The organism is Nocardia sp. NBC_00881 (assembly GCF_045207455.1).
GTDB lineage: Bacteria > Actinomycetota > Actinomycetes > Mycobacteriales > Mycobacteriaceae > Nocardia.
The window spans coordinates 5,674,739-5,690,382 of sequence record NZ_CP108798.1 but is presented as its reverse complement, the minus strand read 5'-3'; the positions used below and the strand labels follow the sequence as shown (position 1 = coordinate 5,690,382).

Below are 15,644 nucleotides of genomic sequence, written 5' to 3'. Positions count from 1 at the left end.
CTGTCACCCTTCCTACCGTCCCGGCGCGGCCCGAAGCCAGTGGTGTTTCACAATGATTCGGTCGTGCGTTACTTTGTGTCATCCATCACACATGTGGTAGGTGGGCATGAATCGGTTGAACATCCGGGTCACACGGGTGAGTGCGGTGCGAGGCTGGCTTTCGATGGACGGATGGAAGGTGGGTCAACCAAACGTGTTAGTGAGGTAAATCACTCAAAACATCGAATGATATCGAGCGGTGCGGACCGGTCGCGATGTTGTGCGGCACCGAAACCGGCGCGGGTCCGTGCGCGTAGCGCGGCGAGAGCCGCAGGCGCACCCGGCTGAGGATGGTGGCCAGCGCGATCCGCAGTTCGTAGTCCGCGAGCGCCGCGCCGACACAGCGGCGGTGGCCACCGCCGAACGGAGCGAACTCGAACGACCGATACTTGCGCTCGACGAACCGGTCGGGATCGAACCGTGCCGCGTCGGACCAGACATCAGGGTCCGAATGCAGCAACGGGACCGCGACCCCCATCGTGTCTCCTGGTGCGAGCGCTACGCCACGCAGCGTGCACGGCCCGGTCAGGCGGCGCAGGATGATCGGTACCGGCGGGTGCAGACGCAGCGTCTCCTGACACACGGCGTCCAGGTATGGCAATCCGGCGAGCTCGATCGGCCTCATACCCGGGCCGGCCTCGCGCAGCTCCATCCGCAGCCGTTCCAGCGCTTCGGGCGCACGGTGCAAGTGGAACAGCCCCCACACCAGGGTGGTCGCCGTGGTCTCGTGACCGGCGACCAGCAACGTGCGCAACTGCTCGCAGAGTTCGTCGTCGGTGGGTGCGGTGCCGTCGTCGTACCGGGTGGACAGCAGCATGCCGAGGATGTCGCTGGACCGGGCGTCGACGCCCTGCCGCCTGCGCGCGATGTCGGCGCGGATCAGGCGGTCCAGCCGGTCGCGCGCCACGATGAACCGGTCCCACGGTGCGTGCCCGAACAGTCCATGCCGCAGCGCCGGCACCAGCATCAGCGGTCCGGAGAACGATGCGAGGAACTCCGCGACGCCGGCGGTGTACTCCACCCGCTGCTCATGGCTGTCCACTCCGAACACCGCCGCCAGGATCACCCGCAGGGTGATCGCCCGCGCGGCCGCCCGCGAATCGATGCGCCCGCCCGGCTGCCACTTCGGGCCGGTCTCGCCGGACATCTCCTGCAGAGTGGAGTCCCGGATGATCTCGCCGTATTCGCGAATCCGCACGCCATGGAACGCGGGCGCGAGCAGCGCTCGGTCCTGGCGGTGCCGCTCACCCGACGTAAGGATCAGCGATGCGGCACCGACCAGCGGTTCGATCGGATTCGGTCGCGGTGGCTCCAGGAACTCGACCGGTGCTCGGAACATTTCGCGTGCGCCCTCGGCTGTCCCCGTGAACAGCGCCGCGCCGAACCCCGGAAATCGGACGTAGAACGGATCGCCCTCGTGCGCCCTGCGCCACCGGAAGTATCGCTCGAAATCGATGCTCGCCGCCAGTGCGTGCAGCGCGGTCAGCCGCGGCACGCGCGGCTGTGCGCCTTCCTCGCCGGCGTCGGTCCGCGGCACACGCACATCCATTCCAGTAGATACGTACTCGGCCCCGGCTGGGTTCGGCCAGCCGGACTACCGCGCGGGGACCAGCGCTATCGTTCCGTCCCGGCAAGCTTGTGCCTTCGCACCGTGGTCTGTGCCGTCGCCGCGAGCCGCGCGAGCCTGGCGTCACCGAGCGCGGTCACCGCGCCGCCGAGCCGGTTGGTCACGAACGCGATCGACATGCCGAGCTCCGGATCGGCGTAGGCGCCGGACCCGCCCATGCCGTAATGGCCGAACGCTTTTCGCGGTTGCTGCTTGGCCATCAGCACCGGGCGGTGATAGCCGAGGGTGAAGCGGATCGGCACGCCCAGCACGTAGTCGCGGCTCTCCGTCGGCTGCACCCGCCCGATCGTCTCGATCGTCTCCGGGCGCAGGAGGCGCACAACGCGCTCCTGCCCGGCCGCGCCGATGCCGCGAACGCCTTCGGGCTGGTCGATGTAGACCACGCCGCCGTTGGCCAGCGCGCCGTACATCCGCGCCAGCGCACGAGCCGAGAACACGCCGTTCCATCCGGGCATCACCGCGTCGTGCACGCGCGGGTCGCGGACCAGTTCGTCGAAGCTCTCCGGCATGCCTGCCTCGGCGAGCCCGCGCACGGGCCGCACCCAGGACAACACCGACGAGGCAGTGTTCCAGCGGATTCCTGGAGGACTCAGTGGCCGGAAGATCCGGGCGATCCGGTGTCGCTCGGATTCCGGCACCCGGAACCAGAACTCGTCGAGTCCCAGCGGATCGGCGATCTCATCGCGTACCACCTCGATGAACGCCATGTCGGTTACCCGTTGCACGATCTCGGCGACCAGCCAGCCGAAGGTGATCGCGTGGTAGCCCGAGGTTCGGATGCGGCGCGGGTCGGGCGGGCTCTCGGCCAGCGCGCGCACCACCTTGTCGTAGTTCAGGATGCCTTCGCGCCCTGGGACGAGGCCGCGCACCCGGTGCAGGCCCGCCCGGTGCGAGAGCACGTCGCGCACCGTGATGTCGTCCTTGCCGTGCGCGGCGAATTCCGGCCAGTACTCGGCGACCGGAACGTCGTAGCCGATCAGGCCGCGTTCGGCGAGTCGGTGTACGACGGTCGACGCCACGCCCTTGCCGGTGGAGAAGGTGAGTGCGATGGTCTCCCCGTTCCAGCGGCGGCCCTTGTCCGCCCAGCCGGCCCAGATGTCGACCACGGGCCTGCCGTCGAGATAGACCGTGAGTGCACCGCCGCCGCGCGCGGGTTGGGAGAACATGCCGAAGAACTGATCGGCCAGCCGGATAAATCGCGGGTCGACCAGCATTTCGCGCGGCGCGGTCGGTTTTCTGTCCGCCGAGTCGTCGGGCTCGAACTCATCCGCAGCCATTGCCGAAACCATGGGGTCACCTCCTGACCGCCGTTCGTCGGGCCGGTCCATCAGGGTAACCGGTTTTACACCGTCTGCCAGCTACTCGAGGATGTGACGAGGAACGTCGCGGTGATGTCGGACGCGTTCGCGGAGTCACCGTGCACGTCGGCAGCCGAGGTCGTCTCGGTTGTGCAGCGCGTGCGGCGCTGCGTGTCTCCGACCCACCTATGGCTGACGTCCGAGCGGGCGAGGCTCTTTCCCGCGGCGCGTGCGCTTCGCCCACTCGGACGCAGGCCCGGCCGCGAACAGTGCTCGTAAGACTCGCACCTCGACAGGGCTGGACGTGCGTGGATCGCGGGAAGCACGAGGGAGGTGCGGACAGCTGCGGTCGAGCAGACGATGGCGCTGATCAGCTTCACGGAGAACTCCTCTCGCACCGGAATTCCACCATACCCAGATCGGTTGCCGACGGTCCGTTTCCAGCCTTCGGCTCGACGTGTACTCGGTCCATGGTGTATTCATGGCGTGGTATTTCAAGCTCAGCCATGTCAACTTCGGATTCTTGCGGGGGTGTGAGTTCGGAGCGTTACAGCTCGGGAGGACTGTACGTGTCTCGTCAACCGACCTGGGGTCGTCTCGTGTTCGCCGGACTCGCCGTCGCGGCGGGGCTGGTGGTCGTCGGGTGCAGCTCGACCATCAACGGCACCGCCCAGCCGGCTGTGAACAACGGCACGATCGACGCCGTTTCGGTCACCAGCACACCCAAGCCGTCCTCGGGCAAACCCACTCCGAGCACCAGCAAGCCGGCGCCGACCACCAAGGGCGGCAACACCGACTTCGAAGCCAACGTCGGCGACTGTGTGACGCTCGGCGGCACTACCACCAACGCCACCATCGCCAAGTCGTCGTGTGGAAGCCGCGCGGCGAACTACAAGGTGGTCGAGAAGAAGCCGAAGAGCTCGCAGTGCGTGAGCGACGCCGACAACTACTACGCCGAGACCGTGAACGGCATCGAGCAAGGCGCGTTCTGCCTGGACATCGACTGGGTGGTCGGGGGCTGCATGGATGTCGGCGGCGACGATCCCAAGCGCATCGATTGCACGGGTTCGGCCCCCGCGAAGGGCGTGAAGGTTGTCAAGATCCAGCAGAACGCCGACGACGTCAGCGTCTGCGGCAGCGGTACCGGGTACGTCTACGACAAGCGCCGCTTCGTCGTCTGCGTCCAGGAGCTCTGACCGTGTCTCCGGCCTGCCGCTAGGTTGGTTTCGATGAGTGCCACCAAGCTTCCCCGACTGCAATCGGGCACCGGGCGCTGGATTCTGGTGGCCACCATTCTCGGGTCGTCGGTGGCCTCCCTCGATGCGACAGTTGTGAACATCGCGCTGCCGCGCATCGGGGAGTCGCTGGACACCGACGTTGCCGGGTTGCAGTGGACGCTGAACGGCTACACGCTGACCCTCGCCTCGTTCATCCTGCTCGGTGGCTCGCTCGGCGATCGACTCGGGCGGCGCAAGGTCTTCATCTGGGGCACCATCGGTTTCGCGATCGCCTCGGTGCTGTGTGGGGCTGCGACGAACATCGAGATGCTGGTGGCGGCCCGCATACTGCAGGGCGTGGCGGGCGCGATGCTCACGCCGGGCAGCCTCGCGCTGATCTCCTCATCGATCGATCAGCGCGACCAGGGTGCGGCGATCGGCCTGTGGTCCGGCTTCGGCGGCGTGGCAGGCGCGCTGGGTCCGTTCCTTGGCGGCTGGCTGATCGAGCTGGCGGGCTGGCGGTCGATCTTCTTCCTCAACGTGCCGCTGACGCTGGTCGTCGTGCTGGTCGCACTGAAGCATGTGCCCGAGAGTCGTGATCCGAATGCGGTGACCAGGCTCGACGTGCCGGGCGCCTGCCTCGTCGCCGGGGCGCTGGGCGCGCTGACCTTCGGGTTGATCGACTCCATGCCACTGCTCGTCGGCGTTGGCGTCGTGCTGCTGGCCGCGTTCGTCGCGATCGAGGTGCGCAGCGACCACCCGCTGGTGCCGCCCTCGCTGTTCGGCTCGCGGGTGTTCACCACGGCCAACCTCGTGACGTTCGCGGTCTACGCGGCTCTCGGCGGCGTGTTTTTCCTACTTGTGTTGGAATTGCAGCTGGTCGCGGGCTATTCGCCGTTGCTGTCCGGCGTCGCGACCGTGCCGATTACGCTGATCATGCTGGTGCTCTCGGCGCCCGCCGGACGCTGGGCGCAGCGGCATGGCCCGCGCCTCCCGATGTCCGCGGGCCCGCTGCTGGCCGCGGCGGGTTTGGTTCTACTGCTGCGCATCGGCCCCGACACCGCCTACCTGACCGACGTCTTGCCCGGCGTGCTCGTCTTCGGCCTCGGGCTCTCGGTGCTCGTGGCGCCGTTGACCGGGGCCGTGCTCGGTGCGGTGCCTTCCAGCGAGGCAGGCATCGCCTCCGGTGTGAACAACGCCGTCGCTCGCACCGCGCAGCTGCTCGCGGTCGCCGCGCTGCCCGGGCTCGCCGGTATCTCCGGTGAGTTCAGCGATCCGGCCGCGTTCGATGACGGCTTCGCCTCCGCGATGTGGATCTGTGTCGGCCTTCTGGTGGCGGGTGCGGTACTCGCCGCGGTCCTGCTTCGGCCCACCCGGCACGCGCCCGTCCTGGACAACATCGACTGCCTGCCGCAGTGCGCGGTGGCAGGACCGGCGCTCGCACCGGCTTACAACGAAGAATGAGCGGCCCGAACGGATCGGTATCCGTTCGGGCCGCTCATCGGGGTATGTCGGGCGTCGATCAGATCGGGACGTAACCCGCGCCGACGCCGCCGCGCGCGTTGATGTCGCCCATGATGGCGCTCATGTTGGTGCCTACCTCCGGGCCGAAGCAGGCGACGGCCAGGTAGGCGTTCACCATGCCGACCAGCGTCGTGCCGGCGACCACCGGCGCGCCGGAGTCGCCTTCCACGACGCACATCTGACTCCAGGTCTCGACGTTGGTTTGGAACACATCACCCCAGGCGATGCCACAGGTGTTGCCGGTGGTGCGTCCTTCTTTACAGACGATCTGCGGGAAGGTGGCCGGCGCGCCGATCCCCGTGATGGTGACGTTCCCGACCCGGTTCGCCGGGATGATCTTGCCCGGATCGAACTGGATGACGGCGTAGTCCAGGTCGTGGTTGGAGTACGCGAACCGGCCGATCAGGCCGGCGCCCCGGTCGGATTCGGAGTACACCTGCGCGCCGGGATCGCCACAGTGTCCAGCGGTCAGGCCGACCAGACGCCCCGCGTTGTCGTGGCCGACGGTGGTGACGGTGCACTCGAATTGGTTGTCGATGATGATCCCGGATCCACCTCCCACGACCGGCGGGCCCGGTTGGGCGTTGGCGGCCCCTGCGCCCGTACCGAGCAGCGCCGCGCCAAGGGCGACGGCGAAGGCGGCATTTGCCACCTTGGCGAGTTTGCTGAACATGTCCCTCCAGACGTCGGAAGCCGGCACGATATCAATCTTGTCGCACCCATCGTGTCAGTAATCTGCTCCGGGCGCGTCACCTAACACGGGTTGTCCGCCAGCGACCTGCTTCAACCCTATTTTGTACATGTTAGTTCGAAAGTATCTTATGCGCTGACAATAGCGAGTCGCTATCGAAATTGCGAAAGCGCGAGTTCGATTTGTCTCACCAGGGTAGAAGTGCTCGACCTGTTCGTCCTCGGAATCGAATGCGAATTTAAATGAATATTATCCGTAGTAATTCGGTGTACCGCGTGGTGCAGTGCGGGATTCGCGCAGGCGGGCTGTAGCTTGTTCTAGAAGTCCGACCGGCGACCTTGGGATAAATCCCAAGGTCGCCGCCCCATCTCTTTGCTTTTCATGAAGGGTGACAGACATCTATGACTGCGATCACTAGTCATTGGTGTGTTCTGCGCTACTCCGTAGTAAGGTGCCTCAAGCAAGCGAGTCGTCGGGGCATCCAACCGGCGTCGAGAGGGGTTTAGCCAGTGCAGTCGACCGACAGTCCGCCTACAGGGTCACGGTTCGGTGACGCGGTCGATTGGACGAAGTCGTACTGGGAAAATCATCCGAAACGCTCGCTGGAGACCTTCGGTCGGCAGATCACGATGGGCATCGCGGCCGTCGCCGAACTGTTCGTCGCGATTTTCCGCAGGCGCTTTCCCTTTGCTGAGTTCGTCCGGCAGTGTGCCTTCATGGCCAGCGTCTCCGCCGCGCCGACGCTGCTGGTCGCCATTCCGATCGGCGTGATCGTCTCCATCCAGGTCGGTTCGGTCGCCGGTCAGGTCGGCGCCACCTCGTTCATCGGCGCGGCCAACGGCCTCGGCATCATCCAGCAGGGTGCGCCGCTGGTCACCTCGTTGATGATCGCGGGCGCCGTCGGTTCCGCGGTCTGCGCCGACCTCGGCTCGCGCACCATCCGTGAGGAGATAGACGCCATGAAGGTGATGGGCGTCGACCCGCTGCGACGGCTGGTCGCGCCCCGGCTCGGCGCGGCGATGCTCGTCAGCGTGCTGCTGTGCGGCTTCGTCGTCTTCGTCGGCTTTCTGACCGGCTACATCTTCAATATTTTCGCGCAGAACGGCACACCGGGCTCGTATGTCGGCACCTTCTCGTCGTTCGCGGTGACCACCGACCTACTTGTCGCACTGGTGAAATCACTGATCTTCGGTCTGCTGGCGGCAATCATCGCCTGCGATACCGGATTGAACACTCGTGGTGGTCCGGGCGGTGTCGCGAACTCGGTGAATTCCGCGGTGGTGAGTTCCGCCATCATGCTGTTCGGGGTGAACCTCATCATCACCCAGGTTTACAACGCACTGTTCCCGTCACAGGTGGTCTGAACCAGTGTCATCAACCTATGTACCTCCGCTGCTGCGGCCCTTCCAAACGATCCGGAAATCCGCTCAGGTGCCGGTTGATCTGCTCGCCAGGCTCGGCCACCAGGTGTTCTTCCTGCTGCGCTCGATCGGCTCGATTCCCCTGGCGCTCAAGCACTATCCCAAGGAAGTGTGGCGCCTGCTCTCCGACGTCACATGGGGCAACGGCAACCTCGTCGTCGGCGGCGGCACCATCGGCGTAGTCGTCATCCTCAGCGCCTTCGGCGGTATGACCGTCGGCATCCAGGGCTACAACTCACTGAACCTGCTCGGCCTGAGCCCGATCACCGGTGCCATTTCGGCCTTCGCGACGACCCGCGAACTCGGCCCGCTGCTCGCGACGCTCGCCTTCGCCGCGCAAGCGGGCTGCCGGTTCACTGCGCAGCTGGGCGCCATGCGCATCTCCGAGGAGATCGACGCGCTGGAGTCCATCGCCATTCGGCCGCTGCCCTACCTGATCAGCACCAGAATGTTCGCGGCGATGGTTGCCATCATCCCGCTGTACTGCCTCGGCCTGGCCATGGCCTACATCTCCTGCGCGCTCACCGTTCAGCTGATCGGCGGCACCGCCACCGGCACCTACCAGCACTACTTCTATCAGTTCCTGATCCCGACGGACGTGATCTATTCGCTGATCAAGGCGATTTTGTTCGTCGCGATCACCACCTTCATCCAGTGCTACTACGGCTTCTTCGCCTCCGGCGGTCCGGAGGGTGTCGGCGTGGCCGCCGGCCGGGCGATCAAGATGTGCATCATCGCGGTCGTCTTCGCGAATCTGTTCATGACATTGGCGATCTGGGGCATCACCCCCGGCATCCGGATCTCGGGGTAATCACCAGATGATCATCGATCCCAGTGGGCGTGGACCCACCATGCGGCAGCTGCTCATCGCGGGCGTGTGCGGTCTGGTCGTCTTCGCGCTGGTGCTGAGCTTCTTGATGCTGCGCTACAAGGGCTTCTTCCAGGAGAAGGTGAACGTCACCGCGAACCTGACCACCACCGGTGACGGCCTGCCCGAGCAGGCCGACGTCAAGTTCCGCGGCGTGCTCGTCGGCGCGGTGAAGAACGTCGACATCGCGGCCAAGGGTGAGCTGCAGAAGGTCCGGATCGAGATGAAGCCGGAATTCGCGGGCGACATCCCGGCCAACGTGACCGCCCGCGTAGTGCCGAGCAATCTGTTCGCCGTCACCTCCGTCGAGCTGGTCTTCAACGGCCCCGCCGATCAGTACCTGCACGAGGGCTCCACCATCGACGAGGACCGCAGCCAGGGCACCATCGCGTTGCAGGACACGCTCACCACGGTGCGCAACATCCTCGACGAGATCGACCCGGTGCAGTTCGGCCGGGTGCTCGGCACCCTGTCGCAGGCGCTGGACGGCAGCGGCCGGATGCCAGGTTCGACCATCGAGCGGTTCGACCGCTGGCTGCAGGCCGTCGATGACTCGATCCCCGATCTCGGCATACTGCTGGGTGATTTCTCCGCGTCGTTCCACGCGCTCAACCAGTCCGCGCCGGAACTGGTCGACGTGCTCGGCACCTCGGTGCAGACCGCGCGCACGATCGCCGATCGCCGCAGCGAGCTGGTCGCGCTGATCACCGGGGCAAGCGGCACCGTGGACACGGTGAACGATCTGTTCGCCCGCAACCCGAATGTCGGCAAGGAGGTCACCGCGGGGACCAGCGACATGTTCGGTGCGATCACCGCCGACCCGAACGCGATCACCCAGAGCCTGCTCAACCTGAGCGAGACCATGCGCCGGATGGACACCACATTCACCTGGGGTCCGCAGAAGCAGCAGGTCTGGAACGCGGGCGTCACGCTGACGCCGTACCGCCCGTACACCGTGGCCGACTGCCCACGTTACGGCGAAATGGCGGGCCCGAGCTGCTTGACGGCCCCCGCGGTCGCAGACGTCGGTGAGCTCCCAGAGCAGCTGAAGCCGCGCGCGCTGGCCTCGGCCGCCGGGCTTCCTCCGGTGGTATCGATGCCAGGTCTGCCGCTGATTCCGGGTGTCACCACCCCGGACCCGAACCGGGCCACCACGGCCGCTCCGACCGGCGGCGCACTCGCCCCATTCGCGGGCACTCCGCTGGAGGGTTTGTTCCCGATGCTGCCGCCGGGCCTGTTCCCGCCTGCCGCGGCGGTGCCGGCACCCGCCGCTCCGGCCGTGGCGCCAGAGGGGACCCCGTCGGCCCGGCCGATCTCCTACCAGGGTGACTCCGCGATCGTCGCGCTGCTCGGCCGCAAGCCGACCACCGCCGAATATCTGCTGCTGAGCTCGATTCTGAAGGGCGGAACCATGCAGGTGTCCGACAATGGTGCCGGACGATGAGCATTCGTAAGCCGCTGATCGGATTCGGCATCTTCGCGATCGTGTCCATTCTGGTGACGGTGGTCGTGTGGAACACGTTGGCGCGCATCGTCAGCGGTGACACGAACACCTACACCGCGACGTTCTCCGACGTGCTCGGTCTGCACGAGGGCGACGACGTGCGAATGGCAGGCGTGCGGGTGGGCAAGGTCGAGAAGATCGAGCTGGGTCGCGACACCAACCTGAAGAAGTCGGTCGCGAAGGTGACCTTCGTGGTGCAGCGCGACCAGACGCTCTTCGACGACACCAAAGCACTTGTCCGCTACCAGAATCTGATCGGTCAGCGGTATGTGGCGCTGGCTCCCGGTAAGGAGTCGAGCCCGGCGGCGCTGAAGAACAAGGGCTCGATTCCGATCGAGCGGACCGAGCCGTCGTTCGATGTATCGGGTCTGCTCAACGGATTCCAGCCGCTGTTCCAGGTGCTGCAGCCCGAGCAGGTCAACCGGCTGTCGGAGACCTTCATCCAGGCGTTGCAGGGTGATGGTGTCTCGTTGAGCGCGTTCATCGTTCAGGCTGCGCAGCTGGCGACCGACTTCCAGCGCAGGGACGCGATCCTGTCCGACGTGATCTCCAACCTGTCCGGTGTGATGTCGGGGTTGGCCAAGCGAGGTGATGAATTGGAGACCCTGGTGACCCAGACCCGGGCCTTGATCGGCGGGCTGTACGAGCAGGGGCAGTCCTTGCAGGCCTCTACGGTGCAGATCGCGAGCGCGACGACGTCACTGGTCGACATGATGGGCCAGATCCAGCCGAAGCTGCAGACCGCGCAGAACTCCACCAGCGCGGCGCTGACCCTGCTGCTGGACAACGGCGCCAAGCTCGACCAGGCGGCGATCGACCTGCCGAACGTCCTGGCCGCCGCGGGTAGGCATGCCTCCGAGGGCGCCTACGCCAACGCGTATCTCTGCGGCGTGGACGTCTCGCTGTACGGCGTCCTCTTCCCCCGCGGTCTGTTCTCGCAAATCGGTGGCACTTCGCACTCGGCGGTGTGCCGCCCATGATGACGAAGCTCAGGTCCAGGTTCGACAACAACCGGTACTTCTGGCTGGGCATCCTCGGTGGCGTCCTCATCGTGGTGCTGCTGCTGGTGTCCAGCGTCTACAAGCTCGTCGGGGTGGGCGAGCAGACGGTCGAGGCCGAGTTCGTGCAGGCCGCCGGCATCAAGGTCGGCGACAAGGTGAACGTCGCGGGCGTTGGCTCCGGCCGGGTAGCCGGTGCGAAGCTCGAGGGTGACCACGTGCTGCTGACGTTGAACGTGAGCGATGATGTGAAGCTCGGCCCGGACGCACGCGCCTCGATCAAGATGGCGACGCTGCTCGGAGCACGGTTCGTCGACCTCGATCCCGGCGACGGCTCCGGCCTGAAGGGCGGGCGAATCCTGGTGTCCAACACCTCGGTTCCCTACAACCTGTCCGATGTGGTCCAAGTCGGCACCCCGAAGTTCGAGGCGCTCGACACCGAGAAGCTGGCGGCGGCGCTGAATCTGATCAACAAGCAGATAGGCGACTCGCCCGAACTGATGGTGCAGGCGCTCGACAGCGTCGGCGCGCTGGCCAAGGTGATAGATGCCCGCAAGGGCGAGGTGGACGGTCTGCTCAAGGACCTGGACCGGGTCACCCAGATCCTCGGGGACAATCGCAACAGCGTGCTGCTGGTGATCACCCAGGGCGAGGCCATCGCGAACCGGGTGATGGAGCGCCAAGGCCTGCTGCGTCAGCTGCTGGACAACATCGCGGCGCTGACCAAGCAGCTGCAGGAAATCGGCGCCGAGAACAACGATCAGCTCGGCCCGACCATCCAGCAGCTGAACACCATGGCCGAGGGCCTGCAGAAGAACAAGGACAACCTGGATCGCATGCTGTCGCTGATGCCGCCGACCCTGCGTTACCTGGCGAACTCCTACGGCGGCAGCGGTCCGTACGGTGACGTCGGCCTGCCGTGGCTGTTCCCGGACAACTGGCTGTGCTTCGCCCAAGTTATCGAGGGGTGCCAGGGATGAAACTCCGCAGCGCTTTCCAGCTGAAGACAGTCGCGAAGACACTGATGATCAGCGCCGCCGCATTGGCGGTCGGCAGTTGTTCGCTGCTGCCGAGTTCGGTGAACGACGCACTGGGCACGACGATGCGGATCACCGCGGACTTCGAGAACATCGCGGGCATCTACGAGGGCAACCCGGTCACGGTGCTCGGACTCGACGTCGGCAAGGTGGACAAGATCGTGCCGAAGGGCACCCTCATCGAGGTGCACATCTCCATCGACAAGGACGTCAAGATCCCGAAAGACGCGATGGCAGCGATCATTTCGCCATCCATTGTGACCGACCGGCACATCGAACTCACTCCGGTCTACACCGCCGGTGACACCATGTCCGACGGCGCGCATCTGCTGAAGGGCCGCACCAAGACGCCGGTCGAGCTGGACACAATGATCAAGACGATTGATCAGTTCGCGGCCGCGCTGAAGCCGGAGCCCGGTCAGGAAGGCCTCGGCCCGCTGTCCGGCCGGGTGCTCTACCCGATGATGAACGGCAACGGCGCGAAAATGCGCGACACCCTCAACGCGCTGTCCGGCGCGCTGAAGGTCGGTGTGGACAATAAGGATGCGGTGTCCAACATTATCGTCAAGCTGAACGATCTCACCACGATGCTGGCCGAGAATGACCAATCGGTGCGCGATTTCAGCAACCGGATGACCCAGTTGAGCGGCCTACTCGCCGAGCAATCCCCCGGCCTGCAGGCGACACTGGATCAGCTCAACGCCTTCCTGGCGAACACCAGCACCACGTTGTCGCAGTATCGGGATCAGCTGTCGGGGTCCATGACAGGCCTGACCAACGTCACCCAGCAGCTGCGTGACAACGCCTACGGCATCACCGAGGTCGTCGACCTTACGCCGATGGTCATGCAGAACATCGATGGCATGGTGAACCGCGAGCACAGCTATGTCCGGCTGCACGGGGTGATCGGCACCGCGCTCTCAGGTGAGATCGTCAGCTTGTTCTGCGAACGGATCCAGATGAAGGCGGATGGCTGCCGTACCGGAAACATGCAGGACTTCGGACCCGACTACGGGCTCACCGCGGCGCTGCTCGGACTGACGAAATGACGTACCGCATGACGATCAAGGCACGCAGGGCGCTGGTCGCCGCCGCAGCGGTGGCCGCTGTCGGCGTCACCTCAGGCTGCGGGCTCACGGTGGAGAAATTGCCACTGCCCAAGCCGGGCATGTCCGGGGACACCTACACCGTGCACGCGGTGTTCGAGAACGCACTGAACCTGCCCGACCAGGCGAAGGTGAAGATCGGCGGCTCGGACGTCGGCGTGGTCTCCAACATCAAGACCAAGAACTTCCAGGCGGTTGTCGATCTGACCATCAGCAAGGACATCGAGCTGCCCAAGGGCAGCACGGCGGAACTGCGCCAGGCCACCCCGCTCGGTGACGTGTTCGTCGCGGTGTCCAAGCCCAAGACCGAGCCCGGCACGCAGACGCTGCACGACGGCGACACGCTCACTCTGGAGAGCACGTCCGCGGGCGCGACCGTCGAGCAGTTGCTGATCTCGGTCTCCCTACTGTTCAATGGCGGCGGCATCGCCAGCTTGTCGAAGCTGGGTGCGGAGCTGGACTCGATCGTCGGCGGGCGTGGCGGTCAGCTGTCCCACCTGATCACCGAGATGACCGGTGTGGTCGGCAGTTTGAACGACAACACCGCCCGGGTCGACAGCGTGCTCAACGAGTTCAGCACCCTGGCGACGACCATCGAGTCGCGTCGTGCCGAGCTCGGCGAGGTTGCCGACACGCTTCCGCAGATGATCGGTGCCATCGCCGAGAACAACAGGGCCATCGGTGAACTGCTGACCAAGGTGTCCACCACGAGCGCCGCCCTCGGCGACTACGCCGACACCACCAGCCAGCAGTTGAGCAGCCTGCTGGACAACACCCGCCAGCTGATGGACGCACTGGCCAGGACTGGCGACGGCTTCGGGCTGCTGCTCGAGCGGATGCGGGTGTTGCGGCCGAAGCTGGACGCGACGTTCCGAGGCAACAGCTTCGCGGTGTACGCGACCGCCACCAATCTCGACCTCAGCGCGCTCACCGATCCGCAGCACGGCAAGCTCCCGGACCTCAACGACCTGCAGGACTTCGCGGGCAGCCTGATCCAGGTGCTGCAACTGGTGTACGGCCGGGTGACGGGAGGGCACCGATGACCTTCTTGTCCAAGCTGTTCGGGCGCAAGCTGCTGCTGTCGAATCTCGGCCTGATTCTTGTGTTGCTGGTCGGGGCCGCATACCTGATGGTGAATGTCATGCGGATCAATCCGCTGCGCTCGAACTACACCGTCACCGTGAACTTGGACCGTTCCGGCGGCCTGCAACCGGGTAACGACGTGACACTGCGCGGATGGCGGATCGGAAAGGTCACCTCGATCAAGTTGACCGACCGCGGCCAGGCCATCTCCGCAACCGCGCAGATCGAGTCGAAGTACAAGATCCCGGTGGACACCGCGATCGCGGTGCAGGCGCTCTCCGGCGCCGGTGAGCAGTACATCGACTTCCGGCCGAACGCGGAACAGGGCCCGTACCTGGCCAACGGCGCGGTGATCCAATTCGATCCGGAGAAGATCCACACGCCGACGCCGGTGTGGTCGGTGCTGGACAACTCCAGTGCGCTGATCGCACAGATCGAGCCGGGCAAGTTCAAGGTCATCCTGAACGAGCTGGACATCGCGCTCAGCGGTGGACCGGATCAACTGCGCGGCATGGTCAACGGGATCAGCCTGGCCGCGGCGGGCCTGGACTCGCTGCTGCCACAGACCACGAACCTGATCACCAACCTGCGCACCATCTCCGAGACCACATCGCACGCGCAGCCGGATCTCGCCACCCTGACGCGTAACTCCGGAACGCTGTTCGAGCAGTTCAACGACGCGAACGCGGAGCTGCAGCGCGTACTCGAGCAGGCGCCAGGCCAGCTCACCAGCCTCGGTGCGGTGCTGGACAAGACGGCCGACCCGATCACCAGCCTGGCGACCAACTTTCAGGCGATCACCAAGGCGGCGCAGCTGCGGCTGCCCGCGCTGCGTGCGCTGTTCCCCTCGCTCGCGCTCGGCGGCGAGGCGCTCGGAATCCCGGCGCACGACGGTGAGTTCCACGCGATCGTCGACATCTGGCCGCGGCCGTTCTGCACCTACAACACTCCGAAGATCCGCAACGAGGTCGTGCAGGACGGCACGATTCCGAAGTGGAACTACTGCGAGAACCCGCCGCCGGGTCAGCTGATCCGTGGTGCGGCCAACGCGCCGCGTCCCGATGTGCCGAACAACGGCGCGCACATACCGCCGGGTGTGGATCCGAACGAGCGGACCCGTCCTCCGGTGCGGTGAGTTCGTACCCGGCCCGGTGGCCATCCCGTCGGCCGGGCATACTCGCCGGTTGAACGCCTACGGTTCGCCTCTGTTGCGGGCCGGTCAGCCAATCGG

14 protein-coding genes are annotated in these 15,644 nt (G+C 65.8%); 10 read left to right on the top strand and 4 right to left on the bottom strand.

The features are described 5' to 3' along the window. Positions 1 to 196: 196 nt before the first annotated feature. The 3 genes from OH799_RS24345 to OH799_RS24335 form a co-directional block, all read right to left on the bottom strand. On the bottom strand, positions 197 to 1,576 hold the full coding sequence (locus OH799_RS24345; protein ID WP_406268344.1) for a cytochrome P450: 1,380 nt from the start codon (positions 1,574 to 1,576) through the stop codon (positions 197 to 199). Positions 1,577 to 1,653: 77 nt separating this feature from the next. Then, positions 1,654 to 2,943: a serine hydrolase domain-containing protein gene (locus OH799_RS24340; RefSeq protein ID WP_406282477.1), complete on the bottom strand. Its 1,290-nt coding sequence runs from the start codon at positions 2,941 to 2,943 to the stop codon at positions 1,654 to 1,656. Between the two features lie 65 nt (positions 2,944 to 3,008). After that, positions 3,009 to 3,344, bottom strand: a complete 336-nt coding sequence (locus OH799_RS24335) for a hypothetical protein (RefSeq protein WP_406268341.1) — start codon at positions 3,342 to 3,344, stop codon at positions 3,009 to 3,011. A 189-nt stretch (positions 3,345 to 3,533) separates the two neighbouring features. Between OH799_RS24335 and OH799_RS24330 the strand changes: the two genes are divergently transcribed. Then, positions 3,534 to 4,160 (top strand): hypothetical protein, encoded by a 627-nt coding sequence (locus OH799_RS24330; protein WP_357258700.1) that lies wholly within the window; start codon positions 3,534 to 3,536, stop codon positions 4,158 to 4,160. 33 nt (positions 4,161 to 4,193) lie between these two features. Then, positions 4,194 to 5,645: an MFS transporter gene (locus tag OH799_RS24325; protein ID WP_406268338.1), complete on the top strand. Its 1,452-nt coding sequence runs from the start codon at positions 4,194 to 4,196 to the stop codon at positions 5,643 to 5,645. Between the two features lie 58 nt (positions 5,646 to 5,703). Here OH799_RS24325 and OH799_RS24320 read toward each other — a convergent pair whose 3' ends face one another. Further along, the gene (locus OH799_RS24320) at positions 5,704 to 6,378 is read right to left on the bottom strand and encodes a S1 family peptidase (protein ID WP_406282474.1); all 675 of its coding nucleotides are present in this window, start codon (positions 6,376 to 6,378) and stop codon (positions 5,704 to 5,706) included. Between the two features lie 527 nt (positions 6,379 to 6,905). On the opposite strand from OH799_RS24320, the gene OH799_RS24315 reads away from it, so the two are divergent. The 8 genes from OH799_RS24315 to OH799_RS24280 are packed head-to-tail and all read left to right on the top strand — an operon-like array spanning position 6,906 to position 15,548. Next, positions 6,906 to 7,760, top strand: coding sequence for an ABC transporter permease (locus tag OH799_RS24315; RefSeq protein WP_357258706.1), 855 nt, complete (start codon positions 6,906 to 6,908; stop codon positions 7,758 to 7,760). A gap of 4 nt (positions 7,761 to 7,764) precedes the next feature. Continuing rightward, the gene (locus OH799_RS24310; RefSeq protein WP_406268334.1) at positions 7,765 to 8,628 is read left to right on the top strand and encodes an ABC transporter permease; all 864 of its coding nucleotides are present in this window, start codon (positions 7,765 to 7,767) and stop codon (positions 8,626 to 8,628) included. Positions 8,629 to 8,635: 7 nt separating this feature from the next. Then, complete coding sequence (locus OH799_RS24305; protein ID WP_406268331.1) at positions 8,636 to 10,129, top strand: MCE family protein; 1,494 nt, start codon at positions 8,636 to 8,638, stop codon at positions 10,127 to 10,129. Further along, positions 10,126 to 11,169, top strand: coding sequence for an MCE family protein (locus tag OH799_RS24300; protein WP_406268328.1), 1,044 nt, complete (start codon positions 10,126 to 10,128; stop codon positions 11,167 to 11,169). Before OH799_RS24305 ends, OH799_RS24300 begins: the two co-directional genes overlap by 4 nt. Beyond that, entirely contained in the window at positions 11,169 to 12,167 is a 999-nt protein-coding gene (locus tag OH799_RS24295; RefSeq protein WP_406282471.1) for an MCE family protein, read from the top strand. The genes OH799_RS24300 and OH799_RS24295 overlap by 1 nt, the downstream gene beginning before the upstream one ends. Further along, positions 12,164 to 13,273 (top strand): MCE family protein, encoded by a 1,110-nt coding sequence (locus OH799_RS24290; protein ID WP_406268326.1) that lies wholly within the window; start codon positions 12,164 to 12,166, stop codon positions 13,271 to 13,273. Before OH799_RS24295 ends, OH799_RS24290 begins: the two co-directional genes overlap by 4 nt. Positions 13,274 to 13,281: 8 nt before the next feature. Next, complete coding sequence (locus OH799_RS24285) at positions 13,282 to 14,373, top strand: MCE family protein (protein ID WP_406268323.1); 1,092 nt, start codon at positions 13,282 to 13,284, stop codon at positions 14,371 to 14,373. Then, positions 14,370 to 15,548, top strand: a complete 1,179-nt coding sequence (locus tag OH799_RS24280; RefSeq protein ID WP_406268320.1) for an MlaD family protein — start codon at positions 14,370 to 14,372, stop codon at positions 15,546 to 15,548. Before OH799_RS24285 ends, OH799_RS24280 begins: the two co-directional genes overlap by 4 nt. Positions 15,549 to 15,644 lie beyond the last annotated feature (96 nt).

Bases quoted from the DNA above. Each gene is read 5' to 3' on its own strand.
- OH799_RS24325 (WP_406268338.1), top strand. From the start codon at position 4,194: ATGAGTGCCACCAAGCTTCCCCGACTGCAATCGGGCACCGGGCGCTGG.
- OH799_RS24320 (WP_406282474.1), bottom strand. From the start codon at position 6,378: ATGTTCAGCAAACTCGCCAAGGTGGCAAATGCCGCCTTCGCCGTCGCC.
- OH799_RS24280 (WP_406268320.1), top strand. From the start codon at position 14,370: ATGACCTTCTTGTCCAAGCTGTTCGGGCGCAAGCTGCTGCTGTCGAAT.
- OH799_RS24295 (WP_406282471.1), top strand. From the start codon at position 11,169: ATGACGAAGCTCAGGTCCAGGTTCGACAACAACCGGTACTTCTGGCTG.
- OH799_RS24305 (WP_406268331.1), top strand. From the start codon at position 8,636: ATGATCATCGATCCCAGTGGGCGTGGACCCACCATGCGGCAGCTGCTC.
- OH799_RS24300 (WP_406268328.1), top strand. From the start codon at position 10,126: ATGAGCATTCGTAAGCCGCTGATCGGATTCGGCATCTTCGCGATCGTG.
- OH799_RS24290 (WP_406268326.1), top strand. From the start codon at position 12,164: ATGAAACTCCGCAGCGCTTTCCAGCTGAAGACAGTCGCGAAGACACTG.
- OH799_RS24340 (WP_406282477.1), bottom strand. From the start codon at position 2,943: ATGGCTGCGGATGAGTTCGAGCCCGACGACTCGGCGGACAGAAAACCG.
- OH799_RS24285 (WP_406268323.1), top strand. From the start codon at position 13,282: ATGACGATCAAGGCACGCAGGGCGCTGGTCGCCGCCGCAGCGGTGGCC.